The sequence below is a fragment of the Bradyrhizobium sp. URHD0069 genome (assembly GCF_000701345.1).
Classification (GTDB): domain Bacteria; phylum Pseudomonadota; class Alphaproteobacteria; order Rhizobiales; family Xanthobacteraceae; genus Bradyrhizobium.
Genome location: NZ_KL370775.1, coordinates 164,974 through 184,403 on the forward strand (window position 1 = coordinate 164,974; position 19,430 = coordinate 184,403).

Here is a 19,430-nt window from a genome sequence, read left to right on the forward strand (position 1 = left end):
TTGCTCTCGGAAGAAAAACGCGTGGCCGCGTCCGTCATCTCCATCGCGGGTACCGTGAACGGTTGAGAGTTCGTCGCCACTGCGGCATCTGGCGGCAGCGGATGGTCGAAGCCGTCGCGGCACAGTTTAACCATTTATTAACTAAGATCGAGTGAGTTGAAGTATATTTGCGCCGGATGACCGTGGCCTTGGACCGGACATACGCTGATGTTTCAATTTTTCTTGCGGGCTCGCGCGCACAGTTATCTTCGGGCTCGCGTGGGCGATCAGGATTTTAGGGCACGTTCAGCCGAACGAGACGCTGAAACCGACCGGTCGCGCGTCGGGTCAATTATGACAGCAATTGAAGCCGCCCTGCGTGCAGCAGAGAATGAACAATCGGGCCTGAATCGACGGGTCGAGGACGTCCTGGCACGCGCTGCTGTGACCTTTGGGAATGGGACAGACGAATATCTTGAACGCGAGGCGCTCGATAGCCGTCACCAGGACTTGTTCAGTGCCGAGATTGCTAACGGTCAACGGCGCCTCAAGGAGCTCGGAGCCGCGATCACCCATTTCAAGTTCCTGAAGGCTGCGGCGTTGAGCAGATTTCCGGACTTTCAAGCTTTAAACGTCGAGCAAACGACGAACGCGAAATCAACCGCTGGTAAATAGCACCTGTTTGGCCGCTTGGTCGACGCCCAAATACTTCAGCCCCGCGATCCGCTTCTGACGCCTCAAAAGCTGATCGAATTGTCGGTACGTCGAAGCGCTAATCATACGGCCAGTAAGCGGCTACCCTGAATGGACAGCAATGTCAGATTTCCAGTTGCGTAGGCCCCTGTGTCAATATTGGCGCGATTTGCCAGAACCTCCGCACTGCGAACCGGGGTATGGCCATGTACGACATACTTGCCGAAATTTTTCTGACTCTGAAGAAATTCTTCGCGAATCCACAGCAGGTCTGCTTCCTGCTGTTCTGACAGGGGCACGCCCGGCCGAACGCCGGCATGAACGAAGAAGAAATCCCCGCAGGTGAAGCTCAGGCGCAAGCGCTTGAGAAACTCACGGTGCAGTGGTGGCATCGCTGCGGCGAGCTCTCGGACCAGTGCCCGTTGCTCTTCCTCATTCGGGTGGGGCGGTGGCGAAAGGCCATAGGACATCAAAGTTTGCAGCCCGCCAACCTGGAGCCAATCAGGGATACGTAATGGATCGCGAAAGACCTCTGCCAGGAAGGCTTCGTGATTGCCCCTCAAAAAAACCGCGTTTCCACGGCGGGCTCGCCTGATCAAAAGGTCGATTGTCGATCGCGAGTCTGGACCGCGGTCGATATAGTCCCCCAGGAAAACCTCGATCGCCCGATATGGCCTGCTGTGTGCTACATCGGCGTCGATAACTCCAAGCATTTGTTCGAGTAGATGCGCGCAGCCGTGAATATCACTGATTGCGTAAATTCGAACGCCATCCGGTAACTTCGGCTTGGCCGTCGACTTAGGATAACGCAGAGCTGACAGCATCTGGGAAGCGGATATTTTCAAGGTAGCTCCGACTTCGATGTGCGAGCCGGCACAGCAAGTTCACGCCCCGAAAAAGATTGGTCTGGAGCATACGCCTATTAGCTGCGAATTGGGTTAAGCGCGAATTGAGTTTAGGCGGTGCTATGTCGCTGCGGCTGCCGCGTTCCTTGGGGAACCGCGCCATCCACCCTCCAGCGCGCAGAGTCGCCTTGGACAGACGCTGAGACCGACAATTCCCGGAACGTTCGGCCTGCATCAAAGGCAAAGGGAAGCGAAAGCTCGACCGCAGCGGGTGTAACACTTTGGTTTATCGAAGCTTTGGACTTTCAAGCAACGACCGCTCGCCGGCGGCAAGGGCGGGCGTTACAGCATGCCTGAGAAGCGCCGTACAGAAATAACCAAGCTGCAGAAGGGATACGAACACGCCGATCATCGCCACCGACTGTAGCAAGGCTTGATCTTGTGCGAGCGCAAACGCGACGAGGGATACAGAACCAATAAAAATGAAGGGTAGCAGAACGGCAGATCTGAACCGAATTCCCAAAATCGAACCGATCATCGCGCTGCAAATGGCCAGCGTAGTCACGTCACTTTTACTCCATGAAAAGACCATGTTCCTTAACGTCCGCCCCCTAAGATTGCTTTAATACCGTGCGTCGAAATGTCTTGAACGAGGCTTCATGCCGCGACCAGGACGCGATCGTACGACGCAAGAAGCGCCTAATGATTGCGCACCGGCATCAGCACGATTCGGTCAAAGCGATGGCAATCCAAGCAAAGCGATTGTTTGGCTCCCTCTCGTTTCTGCATAAATCATTCTCACAGCGGTATTCGTATTGTCGTGTATCAGCGTGTCCAGCTGGTGAACGAAAATTGCCAGCCGAAGACCGCAAAAGCGCTACCTTTGTTTTGCGAGTTGGCGCGGAAGTTTTTGACCCGTCTCGTTCACTGATCTAAATACGTTTGCTGTCTGGCAGAAAACCTCGACAAAAAGAGAAAGTACTCAGTTCATGCGCATAGTTGTCGTTGGAACGGGATATGTGGGATTGGTTTCAGGCGCCTGTTTCGCCGATTTTGGACATCACGTCACTTGCGTGGACAAGGATGAGGCGAAGATTGCATCGCTACGGCGCGGCGAAATTCCGATATTCGAGCCTGACCTCGACCGCATTGTCCAAAGTAACGCCCGCGCCGGCAGACTTGTGTTCACGACGGAGCTTGCGAGCGCCGTAGGGGAGGCAGAGGCTGTCTTCATAGCAGTGGGCACACCTTCGCGTCGCGGTGATGGTCACGCGGATCTTAGCTATGTTTACGCAGCGTCTCGAGAGATCGCAGAAGCGGTCAAGGGCTTCACAGCCATCATAACAAAATCAACTGTCCCTGTTGGCACTGGCGATGAGGTGGAACGAACCATTATGCAGGTCAACCCGTCGGCCGACGTCGTCGTCGTTTCGAACCCTGAATTCCTGCGTGAGGGCGCAGCGGTGCGCGATTTCAAACACCCGGACCGTATTGTTGTCGGCACTGAAGATGAACGTGCGCGCAAGGTGATGGGCGAAATTTACCGCCCACTTTATCTGAACCAGGCGCCGATCATGTATACTGGGCGCCGCACCGCCGAACTCATCAAATATGCGGCCAATGCTTTCTTGGCTACCAAGATCACCTTCATCAACGAAATTGCCGATCTGGCAGAAAAGGTCGGCGCAAATGTCCAGGAGATTGCCCGCGGCATAGGCCTGGACAATCGCATCGGGCCCAAATTCCTTCATGCTGGCCCCGGTTTTGGCGGTTCGTGTTTTCCGAAGGATACCCGCGCTCTGATCAAGACCGCCCAGGATCATGATGCTCCGCTGAGGATTGTGGAGGCCGTAAACGCCGTCAACGACACGCGCAAACGCGCGATGGCCCGAAAGGTCGCAGCGCCATTCGGTGGCAATCTCCGCGGCAAGATCGTTGCGGTACTTGGCCTGACGTTCAAGCCAAATACCGACGACATGCGGGAGGCGCCATCGATTCCACTAATTACGGCGCTTCGCGATATGGGTGCGACCGTTCGAGCCTTCGATCCGGTGGGTATGGAGCCGGCTCGCGCCGAAATGCCCGATATCGAGTATTACGAAGATCCTTATAGTTGCGCCGACGGCGCCGATGCCCTGGTCATTGTAACCGAGTGGGAACAATTCAGGGCGCTTGATCTCGATCGATTGAAGCGCGAGATGGCTTGTCCGGTGGTCGTCGATCTTCGAAATATCTATAGTCCCGAAGATCTGACGAACCGCGGGTTTCTTTATCAAAGCGTGGGACGGGCCGGGAAGCCGGAGGCCTAGCTCGCGCGCATTGCGGTCCGAGCGTTCGTCCCCGTCCGAACTGATTTCAGCATGAATGATTTCATCGTGGTAGGAAAGAAAATGAATGTCCCAAAGCCGTGCGATTCTTGTAACCGGGGGAGCCGGGTATATTGGCGCTCACTGCTGCAAGGCTCTGTCTGAAGCAGGGTATATTCCTGTCTGCTTCGACAATCTGTCGACGGGACACCGCGGTTTCGTGAAATGGGGCCCGCTTGTTGTGGGCGACGTTTCCGATACGCAGCGAGTCGCTGACGCAATAGCAACTCATGAGGTTGCGGCGGTGATGCATTTTGCGGCATTCAGCCAGGTCGGCGAGTCGGTCGGTGACCCCCAGAAATACTATGTTAACAACTTAGGCGGAACGTTATCGCTACTGAAGGCGATGCTGGAACGTGGTTGCACCAAACTGGTCTTCTCAAGCACCGGAGCAGTGTACGGAGATGCGGGACGCGATCCGATCGCTGAGGGAGCTGCGGGCGCCCCAGTCAATCCTTATGGTACTTCAAAGTGGATGATCGAGCAGGTTCTTAAAGACTATCGCAGCGCCTATCGGCTGAATTCGTTTTGTTTGCGCTATTTTAACGCCTGTGGAGCGGATCCCTCCGGCACGATTGGCGAATTCCGAGATCCCGAAACGCATCTCATTCCACGCGCGATGATGGCGCTACAAGGGCATGTGGGCGACTTCGCAATTTTCGGAGATGACTTCGACACTCCGGACGGGACGGCGATACGCGACTATATTCACGTCGTTGATCTCGCCGCAGCCCATCTCCTGGCGCTCAATGCTCTGTTGGAGGGTTCGCCGGGCGGCAGTTTCAATCTTGGCACAGGTTCAGGTTATTCGGTGCGCCAGGTACTAACGGTAGTCGAACGCGAAACCGGTCTGAAAATGCCGCTGGTCACGAAGGCGCGCCGGGCGGGCGATCCGCCCATCCTGGTTGCAGATCCTTCCGCGGCGCGCGGGAACCTGGGCTTTGTCCCTATCTGTTCCGATATCGCGACAATCGTGAAATCCGCGTGGGCATGGCACCAGTCGGCCCACCCGAAAGAGCAAAGAGTGTGATCATTTGCCTTTCATTTTTTCGCGATGAAAAAATTCCGCCGCTCATCGCGAAGGAGTAGCGCTGCTCATTGAAATGTCAGAGCTGTGAGAAATGTCAGAGATGTGACGCCATTCGGGCAAATGCGCCTCCGCACATCAAAATCAAAATACAAATCCAACGCTCGCAGTAAACGATCGTGCCGCCGAAAACTGGCCGATTTTCGTCACGAGTGATCGCTTCAGTATCACATTACTGCAATGCAGAGCCGCGTTTATTTTTATTGGTGCGGTGCCACAATATCGCTTCGATTGGCTAACAGGTTCCGCGAAGTCACAGCGACCGCGATTTTTCTCGAACATTTTCTTCAGCCTGAGTTCGCCTAGTTGGTTCAAGTTCTTCAGGGGACCAGCAACTGCAGTTTCGGTTTGTCCCGTTGCGATCGTTGAACAAGAGGTTCGAGATGTCTGCAGCAACTTACGGTTCCGAAGAACTATACGCCGTAACGGCGAACCGCGGTGCCTCACTGCAGAGACCTTTCCAGGTTTTTATCATTGCCGGTGACTTCCTGTTGATCCTGATGAGCTACTCGGTTGCGAGCGTTCTGTATCGTCACTTCATGGGATCCTCCGCCGATCACGAAAATTCAATCGGTCCGGGACTGATTGTCGGTGTCGTGTTCGTCGGCATCGCCTATTTCCAGGGTGTCTACGACAGTCATCGTTGGCTCAATGCGATCTGGCAAGCACGCAAGGTCGTCGTCAGCTGGCTGTTGTCGCTGACGATTTTGGCTGTCGCGGCTTTTCTTTTGAAGTCGACGGAGAACCTTTCACGCGGCACGACTATCCTGTTTGCGATCACTGGTTTGATCGGATTGGGAGGGCACCGCGTGTTTTGGCGTTACGGCCTCGCGTCGACGTTTGCCAAGGCGCGGTTGATCGACAGGAAGGTGGTGCTGCTAAGCCTCAGATCGCTCGATTTTACCTCGAATCGCTTCAAGGACCTCCGCAAGCACGGCTTTGACGTTGTGCGCCATTTCGTGCTGAGCGCGCAGCAAGATCAAGACGACGATGTGGCGTGGAGCCGCGAAATTCAGGACGTGATTCAGCAATCGCGTGCGACGGATGTGGACGAATATCTGTTGGCGATTGATTGGAACGAATTGCCTATGTTGCAGAAGCTGAGCCAGCATCTGCGCGTAGTTCCTCAGCCGATTCGCCTGTTGCCCGATTTTCCGATTGCCGATCTGGTATCGCGGCCATTCTTTCCCGTGAGCGGCACAATTGCAATCGAAATTCAGCGGCCGCCCCTATCTGTGTTTGAACGGGCTCAAAAGCGCTGTCTCGATATCGGTCTCGCTTCTTTCTCTTTGCTGATGCTCGCACCGCTGATGTTGGCAGCATCTATCCTGATCAAGCTCGATACGCCCGGCAGCGTGATCTTTCGGCAATCTCGCCGCGGCTTCAACGGTAAGCCCTTTGAAATTTGGAAATTCCGTACCATGTGTGTGTCGGAAAACGGGTCCACTATCACACAAGCCACGAAGCAGGACGCGCGGGTGACCCGTGTTGGCCGATTCTTGCGCAGGACGAGCATTGATGAGTTACCACAGCTTTGGAACGTGCTGCGGGGGGAAATGTCATTGGTTGGTCCGCGTCCCCATGCGCTCGCTCACGACAACTATTACGATCAGGTGATCAGCAACTATGTGTATCGCCATCATATGAAGCCAGGTTTGACAGGCTGGGCTCAAGTCAACGGGTTTAGGGGCGAAACACCTACAATCGACCTGATGGAAAAACGTGTTGAGTACGATGTCTGGTACGTGAGCAACTGGAGCATCTGGCTGGATCTCCGAATTATCCTCCGGACTGCGTTGGCTCTGATGTATCAGGAAGCCTACTGAGGGGCGGATAAACGGCCGCTGGCTGCAGGGCTAAGGGCTATAAGCATCCTTGGACGGTAAATTGCGAGTGCGATACGGGCGCGGTCAAGGCGTTGCTGTCCCGGCCGCGCCATTCCTTGTCAACAATCAAGATCATGAATTGAAGGAACGACGGTACGCCTACGAGTTCGGGGGCGAAACAAATGGTAATGGTCGCCGGCCAAGGTGATGGCAAGGCAAGGGCTTGCATTTGAACCTCAATAACCGAAGGGTTCAGGCTCTATCACGGCTACCATTGCGGTGCTATTCCGGTCCACAAATCCGGACTATGCCAAATAGATCATCCGGCAAAAACGACTGACGACCGGCCAAGTATGGCTCTACAATTAGCGAGGTGCCAGAGTGGGCGAAGGAGCTGCGGCTCGGTATGATTCGCGAGCTACGTTCCCACCATTCGCGGACCAAGTCTCCTGCCAGATAGTCGGCAGTAGACGCCGCGGCATCCGGGAGGCTGCCGGAGCACGACCGAGGAGGGCCCTTGCTCGTTGGATCGACATCCGATGTCCTGGTCCGGCCGACCCAAATGGTCTTCGAACCGAGTCTTCCGCGGCCCCAATTGCTGAACAAGCATCGCGCAGGATTTTCGAATTGCAAACGCACTGGTCGGGTTGCAGGTATGCCACGATCTGCATCAGCAGTGCCGGATCGGAAGTCTCTCCGCGCGCAACGTAGTCGGCAGGTCTCTGCTAGACCAGGCGGCGACGACTGCGAGGAGGATACCTACGCCCCCACCAGCCAGTCCAGTTTGGCCGAGGACCGGTCGGCGGCGCCCGCTCTCCTAGGCACCTTCGATGTAATAACTGTTATAGTGTGAGCCCTTATATGCTTCGATGCGTTTGAGCATCTTCGGGTTTGCACGGTTCAAGACCGCACCCAACAGCTTCTTTTGAATGACTTCCGAGCCGGATACCGATTCTTGAAGGGCGCTTCGCGTCGTCCGTCCCCACTCGATCACATAAATCATCGCGTCAACGAGGTGGCCGATAGCCTTCGCATCTGTCACCGGCATGACCGGGGCGAGATCGATGATTATGTATTCGTAATTCTCCCGAACTATGTGGAGCAAATCCGCCATAGCCTTGGATGCCATTACGTCGGCCGAATTGACCATGCGTGAGGCGACGAACGAGGGCAGAAGATCCAACCCTGTCTCCTTGCTGCGCTGAATATGATAGCCGAGCGATTTCGGCTCTTTCAGCGCTTCGAGCAAGCCCGTCTTGGCGTTTGGCGCGAGGTCACGCGTCAGCGAGCGGGTGTGCAGGTCGCCGTCGATCAGCAGGGTGCGGTGTCCGGTCAACGCGGTCAGGTGCCCGAAATTGGCAGCCACTGTCGTCTTACCTTCCTTAGGCAGGGATGAAACGATGCCGATCACCTTGACGTCGCGAGTCAACCGCGCGACGTCGATGGATAGCTTTATGTTCCGCAGCGTTTCCGCAAAGCGCGAGAATGGATGGTCGACGACATAGTGCGAGAGCGACGCCCCATTCTGTTTCGCCGATGAATTGTCCGTCGGCAACAGCGCACGGGCCTTTTGCGCGACGGCGGTTGCGGGGCGAATGTCCGGAAGAACACCGAGGCATTTCACCCCAAGTTCGCCTTCGACATCGCTCGGCGATCGCAAAACGTCGCTCAGAAGCTCTCTGGAGAAAGCCGCCCCGAAACCCAAGCAGAGCCCCCCCACCAGACCGCCGGCGATCGCCAGCAGCGTTCTCGGCGAGCTCTTCTTGTCAGGTTTGACCGCCGTGCTGATGATACGTGCCTCGCTGATGGGGAAGCTCTGGTTTTGCGTGGCCTGCTGAAGTTTTTCGAGAAAATTGTTGTAGAGGTTGCGATAAGTATCGGCCGCGCTTTCCAAGTCACGCAGCTTCACCTGCGCCTGACCGGTGCTGCCGGCCTGGGCGACCAGAGCCTTCATGTTTTCTTCGAGCGAGGATTCCCGGCTCTTGGCGATCGCGTATTCGCTACGATAGGAATCGGCGATGCGCCGGACCTCGTCGGCAATTGCCTTGCGCGATTCTTCCATACGGTTGGCGAGGTTGACGGAGGCCTGATGGGTTTTGCCGTAGCGGCTCGACCAGTCGGCATATTGAGCGGCCAGATCTAGATATTGGGCGCGGAGCCGGGTAATAACTGTGTTGTTGAGCGCGTCGGTGACCGTCGGTTGGGCGAGGTCCTTGTCCGAGATCGCTTCAATTCGATCAAGACGTGCCTTGGCTTCGGCAGTGGCTGCGCGAGCTTGAATGAGCTGGGTATTCACGTCAGACAGCTGCTGCTCGGTCATCAAGCCGCGGCTGGTGCCGACGATATTGTTTTGCGCCTTGAAGGTCTGGACCGCGCGATCGCTCGCAGTCGCCTGCTCCCGCAGTTCAGCGCTGCGCTGCTGCAGCCATTCGCCGGCCCGCTTGGTCGACTGGTATTTGGCTTCGAGCGCTCCCACGATATAGGCGTCGGAAATTTCATTTGCGATCTGAGCGGCCCTGTCCGGATTCCGCGAACGGAAGCTCAAGGACAGAACGTAGGTGGTCAGCACGCGTTCGACCCTGAGATTTTTCTGAAGGGCTTCGACCGCACCACGTTCGATCCGTTCCTTCGAGGGCGGCCCATCGGAGCCGAACAGCGATATCACCTTGCCCAGAATCAACGCGATGATTCCGGGATCGGAGCCGTTGAATTCAGGATCCTCCGTCAACCGCAGGCGTCGGACGATCGATAGAATCAGGTCGTCCGAGTTGAGGATCTCGACCTGGCTGTCCACGAAGCCCGTATCGATCAGTGCATTGTTGACGCCGCTGTCCTTGTCCAAGACTTGAGTCTGGCGTGTATCCATCAGGATCCGGGCGTTCGCGGTATACATTGGCCTCGCCGCCAGCAGATAGATCATCACGAGCGCGAGCGTGCCTGCGAGGATGGCGGTGATCAGCGGCCACTGCCGGCGCAATATATCCAAGACGCGGTCGACGCTTAGCGTCGTCCCACCAAGCTCGATGCCGGACTTTTGGTCGGGCTGAAACTGATCTCTGGGTTGATACATTTGAAAATTCACTGCGCTCGGGAATGGCTATTGCGGAAGCGGCATGGCTTTGAACGGGTCTGCAAGTTCGGTTTTCCATTCTCCCGACATGAGGCCGGCGCTCGAGTTGCGGGGCTTGGCCGGCGGTGGCGGCGCTGTGGGCTCCTCAGCCGCAGCCGAATAGCCAGACAAAACCGCGCTGTCTCCCAGTTTTCGCACGAAATCGTTGATCTTCCGCGCGACTTCGGGCTGCGATGCGACACATCGGAACTCCGCGTGTCGAAGAGCCTCTCCTATGGTGGGACGATCGGCAGTCGGGGCGTCGTTAACAAGCTTTCGGACGGAAGGGAGCAGGGTCGGGTCGGTGACAAGATAGGCCGTAAGTCGGCCCGCCAATTTTTCCTTGTCGTTGCGCAACTTGCGCAGCAGGGACACCGGCTCTGTCGAGAAAACTTGCAGGTCTATCTGTGGCACGCGCTCGGATAATTCGACGCATTGAGCATTGCTTGAACTTGCGCTCATTCCGGCGATAGCTACGCCCATCCCGATTGCTGCCACCCAAGTATGCCTTGCCACGATTTGTTGAAGCATGGTTTTGCCGCTCATCTCTTCTATCTTGGCTGGTCTTCTATCTTGGCTGGTTGCGCGGAAAACATGGTTTCGTCAGTTCGCTGGACATATGGGCAGACAACTGTGTCAATTTTTGTGCGGTGCAAACATAGCCTTGAGTTGTGCTAGTGCAGGCAAATTTCAAGCCAGCACGACCTCGCCTGAGAGTAGTGTGGGGCCGGACGTTCGCCCAACCTTCCGGGTGGCATGATGCACGGGCACTCAACGGGTAGCGAGCAAAGGTGTTCCGGGAGTAGTGAGCGGAATGCGAGAAATGGGTTCGTTGTGCAGCTCTCGCACGCGACGAATATCAGGCTGATGACACAAGAGTGGCGCAGATAAGGACAGCGTGCGTCTACAGCGCAGCGCGATGCCAGACATTCGCCGCAATTCGATAAGCGGTTCGCTCGGATAATTCAGCTTTCATGCCGAAGGCTTTGAAATGTCTTTGATCAAAATCTGGCGAAGTCGAGAGAATGATCCCGGACGCCCGGTGGAATTGCGGGCAATCGCAGGTTGATCGCCACGCAGAAATACGGCCGCGCTTCAAAAGGACTTGCCGATTGTCTCGCAGAGACGAGCAACCAAGGCCTAACGGTGGCAAACTTTTCCCGATGTCTGAATGTCAGTGATGCACCGGCCGGTCCGGCAGATTCGGAATTCGCTTTGGCGCGTTCTGCAGCCACCTTTTTGTCGCAGTGTCCTTTTAGTCGCAGTGTCATTTTTTTGATCTCAAAGACTTTTCAATTACGTGCATGATCAGTTACGTGCACGATCAGTTTCGCGCTCAGTAGTTAGCTGCCATGCATCACGGTGCCTCTGCGAGAGTCGACATTGAAAATGCCGACGAAGCCTTATACAGATTCTGCATCGCACAAAGCACTGGGATGCAGATGTGACGGCGCCGGTTCATCGCGAGAAGACTCACTTTCTGCCCCTAGACAGCATCCGCGGCATCGCCGCGGTCTCCGTCGTGATACATCACGTCATTCTAATGAAAACCTTCCTCGCGGCCTTTCCGCAGCACGCCTGGATCGACTGGTCATTTTTTAGAAGCGCGTGGCTTCTCGTCGACCTGTTTTTTGTTCTCAGCGGAATCGTTATGTCGTTGAGCTACGTAAAGCCGGACTTCGGGCATTTCTCGTTGCGCGAATTCATGGTGCGGCGACTGGCGCGTGTCTATCCGCTGCATATCGTGATGCTTTTCGCCACGCTCTTGTTTCGATTTGTTCGAATAGGGCTCGTCATGGCTGGGGTTATCGTCGCCATGCCGGCAACATTCGAAGTCAACAATACTTATGCATTTTTCCTGCATGTCTTTTTGCTGCATTCGCTGGGCTTTGTTGACTACCTCAGCTGGAATGGGCCGAGCTGGAGTATCAGCGTCGAATTCTACACTTATCTGGTGTTCGGGCTTGTTCTGCTGTTGGCGCAACGGTTTGGCTCGGTACGATACCTGTACGGGTGCGCTGCGTTCCTTGTTGTGGGTAGCTGGTTTACGATAGTGTTCGTGTTGAACAAAGAAAGTCTGGGTCTTCAGTACGACTTTGGATTTCTCCGGTGTGTCACGAGCTTTTTTCTCGGCGTGCTGACCGTGAAGGCGGTGCAACGCCTGCCGCGCAAAATTAGCCCCGGTTTGCAAGGTGGGCTTCAGTTTGGCGCTATGGCCGCGAATGCTATCCTGGTTTCGATGGTGGAGGCCTATCCGGCGATCAGCTTTTTCGCGCCTTTGACCTTCGCCATCTTTCTTGGGACCCTTCTGGCTTTTCCCGATGCCGCTCTGGTGCCCAGAATGCTCACCGCCAAGCCGCTGGTCTGGCTGGGACGTCGATCCTATTCCGTCTACATGGTGCACGCCTTCGTGGTTCTTATCGCCGAGTATTTCGTGCGGGCCGTGGGCCCGCGGCCGGTCGTGGCGCTCGACTCCATATGTGTCGGGTTAGCGGCAACGCTGAACCTTGCCGTGGTGCTTGCGGCGGTGTTCGTTCTGTCGCATTTCACATATCTCTACATTGAACTTCCAGGGAGCAAGCTGCTCAGGAATTTCTTCCGCACAACTCCGGACCTTTCCGCGTCTTCAGCCACGCCGTCCGCGCGGCCATCAAACTGAGGTCCGGAGAAATGATATCCAGTCAACGCCCTGCATCCTTATTGTTGCCGATAGTCGTCAGCCTCGAAGCGATCGTGCTCGCGGTCTACCTGATCCGCGACGCCTTTGGCGGCGTGATGCGATATTACACCAGCATCTATCATGTGGATGCGTTGTGGTACCTGCCGGACGCCCTCGCTGTCCTGTGTGTTGGCCAGTTCATCATGCATTGCATCGTTCGGAACAAAAGCATCCTGGCCTCACTGGTTTTGTTGCAGATCATGTTGTCGCTTGCGCTCGGCTACATGATGCTTGGTACCGCCAATGCGTTGTTTTCGTCGTTCAAGATGATGCTGCCAGTATTTGTCGGCTTCTGTTTTTGCGATTCCAATCTTGGCTCCTACAAGAAACTGCTGTGGGTTGTCGCCGCAACCTTCTACCTCTCGCTCGTGGGGGTCTTCTTAACTAAATTTTTTGTGATGCCGTGGGTCGGTTTCAAATATGAGTCGTTTGGAGCGGTTCGGGAAGCGGGCCGGTTGTGGTGGGCGTTTTCAGACCAGCAGCGGCTTATGGGCTTTGCAGCGGATAATACTATGGCCGCTTTCTTCATTCTTATCTCATTTGTTATGACGTCGATCCGCAAGAGTACTTTCTGGTGCATCTTGTTCGGTTCGATTGCGATCCACGCCATTCGGCTGACCACGAGCAAGACCACCATGATCGTGCTCGGGCTATATTTGATGTTGCTGCTTATTGTCCGAATGCTTCCGGAGAGGGCGCGATTTCCGACGGTACGAGCAATTGCGTTGTGGTCGTTTGTGGCGATCTTAGTGCCTTTCTTTTTAATCTTGTTTGCGTCGGGCGTCGCAGCCGTCCCGCACACGGTGCTGTTCAGCATATTGGACCGGATCAACAACAGCTGGCAGCTTCCGTTCGTATATCTCAGTCAGCTCATGCCGGTAGGCATCTTCACGGGATGTGGCGCAGGCTGTTTCAACTATCCGCAAAAGTTGTTCTCGCCTCTGTCGCCTTACTGGGTGCCGGTCGATAATTTTTACATCGGGACCTACTTGATGTTCGGACTTCCTTTCGCCGCGTTCATGGTGATGGTCATACGATCGACCTTCGCAGTCACCGACGTTTACAAACTTTCTCTGATCTTTGTGGTCAACCTCTTCACCATCACCGTCCTGAATTATGGCCCGGCAACGGGCCTGCTGATCATTGCTTTGAGCTTTAGCGGGGTATTCTCGCGGCGTTTATCGCGGGTCACGAGGGGCGATACGCCTGGGGTGGTCCAACAGCGTTTGGTTCATGTCGGCGTGTCCGGAAGCAGAATCCCGGAATTCGGTTCGCAATTGCCCAGGCCGGCTCAGTGAGTTGAGCCAAAGAGCCAAAGAGAGAGGCGCGATGAACAAACGTCTTGCATTTATCGATACTTTGCGCGGTGTCGCCGTGCTGTCGGTGGTATTGCAACACTCGCTGGAGGAGATCGTCTCGAATCAGGCGACGGGCGAGTACTATTGGATTTTTCACAATGCGATCGGATATTACTTCAATTTCGGGAGATTTGGAGTCGTTCTGTTTTTCTTCGTCAGCGGCTTTGTCATCCCCTACAGCTTCCCAAGCACTGCAACGCCGGTTCGCGATTTTACCATAAGCCGTTTTTTCAGGCTCTATCCCGCCTACTGGTTATCGATTGTAGTCGTGCTCATTACTGCGCCTATCGTGGAGGGAAAAACATTTCCGCTGTCACAGGTCATCGTCAATTTGAGCATGTTCCAGACATTTGTGAACGTTCCCAACATGAGAGTAGTGTACTGGACGCTCGCCATTGAGCTGGTCTTTTACATCGGCTGCATCGCCCTGTTCGCAGCCGGCCTTCTGAATCGACGCTTGACCGCGTTCTACATCGTGGTCGCGGCGTCGCTGATTTGCATTGTCGGGCCGCTCTTCATCCATAACCGGATTGTATGGGCGCTGATGGAGGTCGCCTTAAATCTGACGGCCATGTTCGTCGGAAAGGTGACACGCGACACGGTGATAGGCGGCCGATTGCGGTGGTGGCATGTCGCCATATGCGCAACCCTGTATTGCGTATTTGCGGTCACACTTTCATTCAAGCGGTTCGGCGGCGAGTACCATGAGAACTTCTTCTTTGGCTACTCGATTGCCGCTGCCTACGTCAGCGCCGCCGCTGTCTTCATCGTTTTCGCCTCGTTCGGCGAGCGACTGTCCTGGCGGTTCATGGCATTTGTCGGCGTGATCAGCTATTCGGTCTATTTGATGGCGCCCTTCGTCATCGTATGGATCTATTATTTTTGTGGTGCAGGTCGAAATCCAGCGGAATGGCTTCTGTTTGTCGCCGGCGTCATCGCGATATCCATTCTGGTCAGTTGGCTGACGCATGTGGCCGTGGAGAAGCCCTTTATTTCCCTCGGACATAGAGTTCGTTCGCGGTCTCGCCGCGCTGTTGCACTCGAACCCACCCTTCGCGGCCAGGGGGCGGAGTGACGGCTATGGCTCGCAACCCAGATGCCGGGGCTGGCGGAACGTTCGTGCCGTCAATCCAAGGGCTTCGCGGCGTGGCAGCGGTCAGCGTGCTGATGGACCATTTCTACGACATGCCAAAGGGAGGCATGTACGACATTCCGAATCCGGGCTTTCTGCCACCGATCTGGCCATGGCTTCAGTCGGTCATCAACGTCGGTGGGCACGGGGTCGAACTGTTCTTCATGATCAGTGGCTTCCTGATTCCCGCAAGCCTCGTGCGACATGGATCCCTGTCGAAGTTCATGTTCGACCGGGTCTTGCGCATCATGCCCGTCTTTATCGTTCTGCACCTCGCCGTGTTCACCGTCGGACCGATCGTCGGCTACAAGTTTTTCCATGGTATCGACGTCGGCCGCTATCTCGGAAGTTTCTTTGCAAACATGTTTTTTTTGCAGGACGTGCTGGGCCTTCCGATCGCCCAGCAGAATGCATGGACGCTGACCTATGAGTGGGCCTTCTATATCTGGTTCGCTCTGATTTTCGCTGCCATGACGCGACTGGGAAGCTGGATGCTGGCGGCGCCCCTGATCGTGCTGGGATTAGCCTGCGTCTTGTATTGGCCGATCAGCGCCTATTTTGGCATCGGCATGCTATTCAGCGCCACAGACTTCCGCATCCGGCTCGCAGGTCGGGCAGGGCTGGTTGCGGGTCTGTTGTGCGCTGTTGCGATGTACGCATCTTTGCAACTGTTCCATCCGTTCCTCGGCCTGATTCCTGGTCTTTTTCTGTTCGGTATGGTGCTGGCCTCCGGCTGCGGGATCGGCACTGCACTAAGCACACCCGCGCTTCAGTATCTGGGCAAGATCAGCTACAGCCTCTATCTCGTCCATCCTTTCGTCCTGTTTCCGTTGCAAATGATCGGCCTGAAACTGGTCGTTCTTGGGGTTGATCGCTGGCTACTTTGGGCGGCATTTGTGATTCTGGGATTGATCCTGTCGCTGATCGCGAGCGCGTTGAGCTACGAACTCATCGAAGTACGGCTGCGGCGTTTGTTGGACAGCGCTTTTCGAAATGTCGTATCTCGGCCGCTCGGTGAAGCCGGACATCCCGTCTGATGACGCGCCCTAGTCCGAGCGCCCGGACCGCGTCGGGATTTGCCTACGCGAATCGCGTTACCTCTTTCGTCATCGCCGTGGGATCGCTGGCGATTTTGGCGAGGTTATTGCCGCCGAGCGAGTTTGGACTTGTAGCGATGACCACGACGACTGTCGGGTTGTTGGCTACGTTTCGAGAGTTTGGTCTAACATCTGCGGCCATCCAGGCCGCGAAACTTCCCAACGAAGATCGAGATGCGCTTTTCTGGTTCAATGCCCTTTTAACCGTAGCTGTCACGGCGATCGTAGTACTCATGGCTCCATTCGTGGCCAGATTCTACGACGCGCCTCGTTTGGTCATTTTGCTCTATCTTGCCGGTGCAGGATTCCTGATTGCGGGCCTGGCAACACAACACAACGCTCTGCTTCGGCGCGATCTGAGGCTTGGCGCTGTATTTGCAGCAGATGTTTCCGGCCTTTTTGTCGGATCGTTGGTTGCCATCGCCATCGCAAGAAGCGCAGCCGATGCCTCAGCCATCGTGTTTGGCTCAGTCGCCCAGTCGCTTGTTTCTTCGGCGATTACAATTTGGCTGGGTGGATGGTTGCCGGGGCGTCCGGTCGATCTTCATCGACACCTAAAACTGGCTGCGTTCGGTGCAAACGTGAGCGTCTTCAGCATTCTAAATTACATAACGAATAATATAGCCAGCATTCTCGTCGGCTACTGGCGAGACGCAGTAGCTATGGGCTTTTTCAGTCGAGCTCAAAACCTTTACGCCCTTCCAGTGTCGTTTGTGCTTACTCCGTATTTGCAGGTGCAGTTCCCTCTGTTGTGCCGCGCAGCTGGTGATGACGAACAAACACGCAAAATCTACGGCGACCTGCTGCGACTTATTGGGATTGTTTTTATCCCTATGGCTGCGATTCTTCCTTTCACTGCGGTTGAGCTTACTCACGTCATAATGGGTCCGCAGTGGACAGAAACCGGCCGGCTTTTCGCCTGGTTTTCACCCGCGCTCGCCGCTCTTGGAGTGGTCGGTCCCTTCGGACAATACATGACTAGCCAAGGGCGGGTTCGAGAGCTCCGCATTTGGGGCTTTGGTGATTTCCTACTAAGGGGCGGCGGATCCGCGATTGGTGCCTACTATGGAGCACAATACGCTGCTGCAGGCTTTTCCTTGGCGACCTTGTTCCTAGCGACGCCCATCATCGTCTGGCTTACGCAACGAAATGGCCCCTTCCGCATAAGAGATTATATCAACAGCAGCGCACCGGGAATTGTCGTAGCCATAGCCACCGGTGCCGCAGGAGGGACAACCTCCTTCTTGTGCAACGTCGGCCCCACATCCCTCGCTCTCATCCTTGCGGCATCTGCCATCGCATGGCTTACCGCCGTCGTCAGCATAAGAGCCACGAGGACTCTGTTGTTTGGATTTATCAAGGAGGATCGATGACTGAAACGCTAAAGAGCAGGATCAAACGATTGGCCCGCCAGCAATTGCTTCGTGTTGATCGTGGGCTGCGTGGCGGCGTCAAACCCGAGCTTGAGGCCGTCTATCAGAATATCTTCAACAGAGACCTTGCTGCGCTTTCGATCGAAGATACTTTCTATCCGCTCAACTCTGCAGCAAACTACAGTCTGCTTTATCTTGTATTGCGGTCTGCTCGCGAACTGAATATCCGCTCCGTCGTCGAACTGGGAGCCGGCCAAACCACAATTTTGATCGATGCCCTTCGCAAGAAGGGAGTCTTAAAGGGGTCAGCATTGACGATAGAGCACGATGATGCCTGGGCGCAACGCATCGGACAACTTGTCAGTCATCCGATCTTGAATGTTCGGCTAGTTGAGAGACAGGATGGTCCTTATCGTTACAAGGGCTACGATCTCTCCGCGCTAAAGACGTCCGACCCAATCGATCTGCTCCTTATTGACGGGCCTGTCGCGGGAGACGAGGAAAGAATGCATTCCAGGCATGGAGCTCTCCCGCTGCTTGATCGCCTTGATCCCGATGGCTTCATTTTAATATTGGATGATGCGGAACGCGACGGAGAGGCGGAACTCGTGGAGCGCGTTAAGGAGTACTTTTTGAAAAAGAACATCAAGTTTGCGTCAGGACAGAGCGACGCCGCTAAGCGTCAAGTCCTATTCGCGACCGGCAGAATGATGTCTTCGGCTTTCTTCTGAATTGCTGCGGAACGGTACCGCCCGGGAAAAACTCTTGCGCAGCTCGGGAAAAATGCCCGGGCCCTCAGCCCCAGGCTTCAGTCCTTATGGAGCCAACATGGCTTGACACGCGCTTTGGAAAAAGTCGCACTTCAATGTCTCGAAACATAAGTCGCGCGAGGCCAGTTTCTGTCGCGAAATGCTAGTCGCGTTTCTTTGGAGACAAGAGCGACCTCAGCCTTTCTCTGGAATATGCAATGAACTCTCTCGGGCTCAGGCCGCCGAGAAGAAAGGCTCCGAGCAGCGATCGCAAGGCAACGATATGGTTGGCCTTGCGCCGATCAATTTCTAGCGAGATAAAACGGGTAACACTTCTTCGGCTCATCGCGGCTCTGTGCCGCGCCAGAAATCTAAGAGATGGCACAATAGAGGCTGAGCGGCTGACGTTGGCCCCGGTTTGAAGATGATAGATCGTTGTTGGAACCGGCAAGAGAAACAGGGCGATCTGGTGTCTGATCATGCGAAATATCAGATCCCAGTCCTGATGCCGGCGGAGGCGACCATCGAACATGAATCGTGCCGCCGTATCTCGCGGCATGAGGAGCGTTGAGGTCTGGAAGGCCAGGTTCCCCGCTAGGACAAAATGTAGCTTTTGAGCAACCGATGAAGTTTCGGGAAAGGCGCACTTGGGAAAAATGATGTCCTTTTCACTAATCCTCGCCGAACTTGCTACCACGAAATCGCCCTTTTCGCGGGAGGTGTACGATACCAGAGTTTTCAGATGCTCGCTTTCCCACTCATCGTCGGAATCGAGAAAGGCGACATAGTCCCCTTTCGCTAGGCGAATACCGGCATTGCGGGCAATCGCACCACCGCCGTTCTTTTCGAGACGCTTATAGACAATAGGAATTTTGGAGGAAATTGTTCCAACCATTTGCTGTGTGTCATCTGTCGAGCAATCATCGATTAATAACACCTCAATCGGGCGAAGGGATTGTCGTTCGACCGACGCGATAGCCCTCTCAATGAGGGGGGCCCGATTGAATGTTGGAATGATGACACTAATTCTAGGAAGATCCGTCATCCCTGTCTTCATGCTCACAAAGTCCAGCAACGAAATGTCAACAAGTTCGTGG

At 55.2% G+C, this 19,430-nt stretch carries 15 protein-coding genes; 10 read left to right on the forward strand and 5 right to left on the reverse strand.

Annotation, left to right across the window (positions count from 1 at the left end):
* Nucleotides 1-207 precede the first annotated feature (207 nt).
* Nucleotides 208-654 (forward strand): hypothetical protein, encoded by a 447-nt coding sequence (locus N554_RS0131385; protein ID WP_029587050.1) that lies wholly within the window; start codon nt 208-210, stop codon nt 652-654.
* A 101-nt stretch (nt 655-755) separates the two neighbouring features.
* Here N554_RS0131385 and N554_RS0131395 read toward each other — a convergent pair whose 3' ends face one another.
* Both N554_RS0131395 and N554_RS0131400 read right to left on the reverse strand, forming a co-directional pair.
* A complete protein-coding gene (locus N554_RS0131395) occupies nt 756-1,496 on the reverse strand; it encodes a metallophosphoesterase family protein (protein ID WP_029587051.1) in 741 nt (246 codons plus the stop codon).
* 307 nt (nt 1,497-1,803) lie between these two features.
* Nucleotides 1,804-2,082, reverse strand: a complete 279-nt coding sequence (locus N554_RS0131400) for a hypothetical protein (protein WP_156042216.1) — start codon at nt 2,080-2,082, stop codon at nt 1,804-1,806.
* 424 nt (nt 2,083-2,506) lie between these two features.
* Between N554_RS0131400 and N554_RS0131405 the strand changes: the two genes are divergently transcribed.
* The 3 genes from N554_RS0131405 to N554_RS0131415 all read left to right on the forward strand — a co-directional run bounded on the left by N554_RS0131405 (nt 2,507) and on the right by N554_RS0131415 (nt 6,796).
* Nucleotides 2,507-3,826: a UDP-glucose dehydrogenase family protein gene (locus tag N554_RS0131405; RefSeq protein ID WP_029587053.1), complete on the forward strand. Its 1,320-nt coding sequence runs from the start codon at nt 2,507-2,509 to the stop codon at nt 3,824-3,826.
* Nucleotides 3,827-3,911: 85 nt separating this feature from the next.
* Nucleotides 3,912-4,913, forward strand: coding sequence for a UDP-glucose 4-epimerase GalE (gene galE / locus N554_RS0131410; RefSeq protein WP_029587054.1), 1,002 nt, complete (start codon nt 3,912-3,914; stop codon nt 4,911-4,913).
* 440 nt (nt 4,914-5,353) lie between these two features.
* A complete protein-coding gene (locus N554_RS0131415) occupies nt 5,354-6,796 on the forward strand; it encodes an undecaprenyl-phosphate glucose phosphotransferase (protein WP_029587055.1) in 1,443 nt (480 codons plus the stop codon).
* Between the two features lie 817 nt (nt 6,797-7,613).
* Here the strand turns inward: N554_RS0131415 and N554_RS0131420 are convergent.
* Both N554_RS0131420 and N554_RS0131425 read right to left on the reverse strand, forming a co-directional pair.
* Nucleotides 7,614-9,866, reverse strand: coding sequence for a GNVR domain-containing protein (locus tag N554_RS0131420; protein ID WP_029587056.1), 2,253 nt, complete (start codon nt 9,864-9,866; stop codon nt 7,614-7,616).
* Nucleotides 9,867-9,893: 27 nt separating this feature from the next.
* Nucleotides 9,894-10,451 (reverse strand): hypothetical protein, encoded by a 558-nt coding sequence (locus N554_RS0131425; RefSeq protein ID WP_029587057.1) that lies wholly within the window; start codon nt 10,449-10,451, stop codon nt 9,894-9,896.
* An 898-nt stretch (nt 10,452-11,349) separates the two neighbouring features.
* Here N554_RS0131425 and N554_RS0131430 point away from each other — a divergent pair.
* The 6 genes from N554_RS0131430 to N554_RS0131455 all read left to right on the forward strand — a co-directional run bounded on the left by N554_RS0131430 (nt 11,350) and on the right by N554_RS0131455 (nt 18,315).
* The gene (locus N554_RS0131430; protein WP_029587058.1) at nt 11,350-12,564 is read left to right on the forward strand and encodes an acyltransferase family protein; all 1,215 of its coding nucleotides are present in this window, start codon (nt 11,350-11,352) and stop codon (nt 12,562-12,564) included.
* Nucleotides 12,565-12,638: 74 nt separating this feature from the next.
* Nucleotides 12,639-13,922, forward strand: a complete 1,284-nt coding sequence (locus N554_RS0131435) for a hypothetical protein (protein ID WP_245283774.1) — start codon at nt 12,639-12,641, stop codon at nt 13,920-13,922.
* 31 nt (nt 13,923-13,953) lie between these two features.
* Nucleotides 13,954-15,057 (forward strand): acyltransferase family protein, encoded by a 1,104-nt coding sequence (locus tag N554_RS0131440; protein ID WP_029587060.1) that lies wholly within the window; start codon nt 13,954-13,956, stop codon nt 15,055-15,057.
* A gap of 5 nt (nt 15,058-15,062) precedes the next feature.
* Complete coding sequence (locus tag N554_RS0131445) at nt 15,063-16,151, forward strand: acyltransferase family protein (protein WP_036054788.1); 1,089 nt, start codon at nt 15,063-15,065, stop codon at nt 16,149-16,151.
* The gene (locus tag N554_RS0131450) at nt 16,151-17,584 is read left to right on the forward strand and encodes a lipopolysaccharide biosynthesis protein (protein WP_029587062.1); all 1,434 of its coding nucleotides are present in this window, start codon (nt 16,151-16,153) and stop codon (nt 17,582-17,584) included. The genes N554_RS0131445 and N554_RS0131450 overlap by 1 nt, the downstream gene beginning before the upstream one ends.
* On the forward strand, nt 17,581-18,315 hold the full coding sequence (locus N554_RS0131455) for a class I SAM-dependent methyltransferase (RefSeq protein ID WP_051677823.1): 735 nt from the start codon (nt 17,581-17,583) through the stop codon (nt 18,313-18,315). The genes N554_RS0131450 and N554_RS0131455 overlap by 4 nt, the downstream gene beginning before the upstream one ends.
* A 181-nt stretch (nt 18,316-18,496) precedes the next feature.
* Here N554_RS0131455 and N554_RS37680 read toward each other — a convergent pair whose 3' ends face one another.
* Entirely contained in the window at nt 18,497-19,378 is an 882-nt protein-coding gene (locus N554_RS37680; RefSeq protein ID WP_197033822.1) for a glycosyltransferase family 2 protein, read from the reverse strand.
* Nucleotides 19,379-19,430 lie beyond the last annotated feature (52 nt).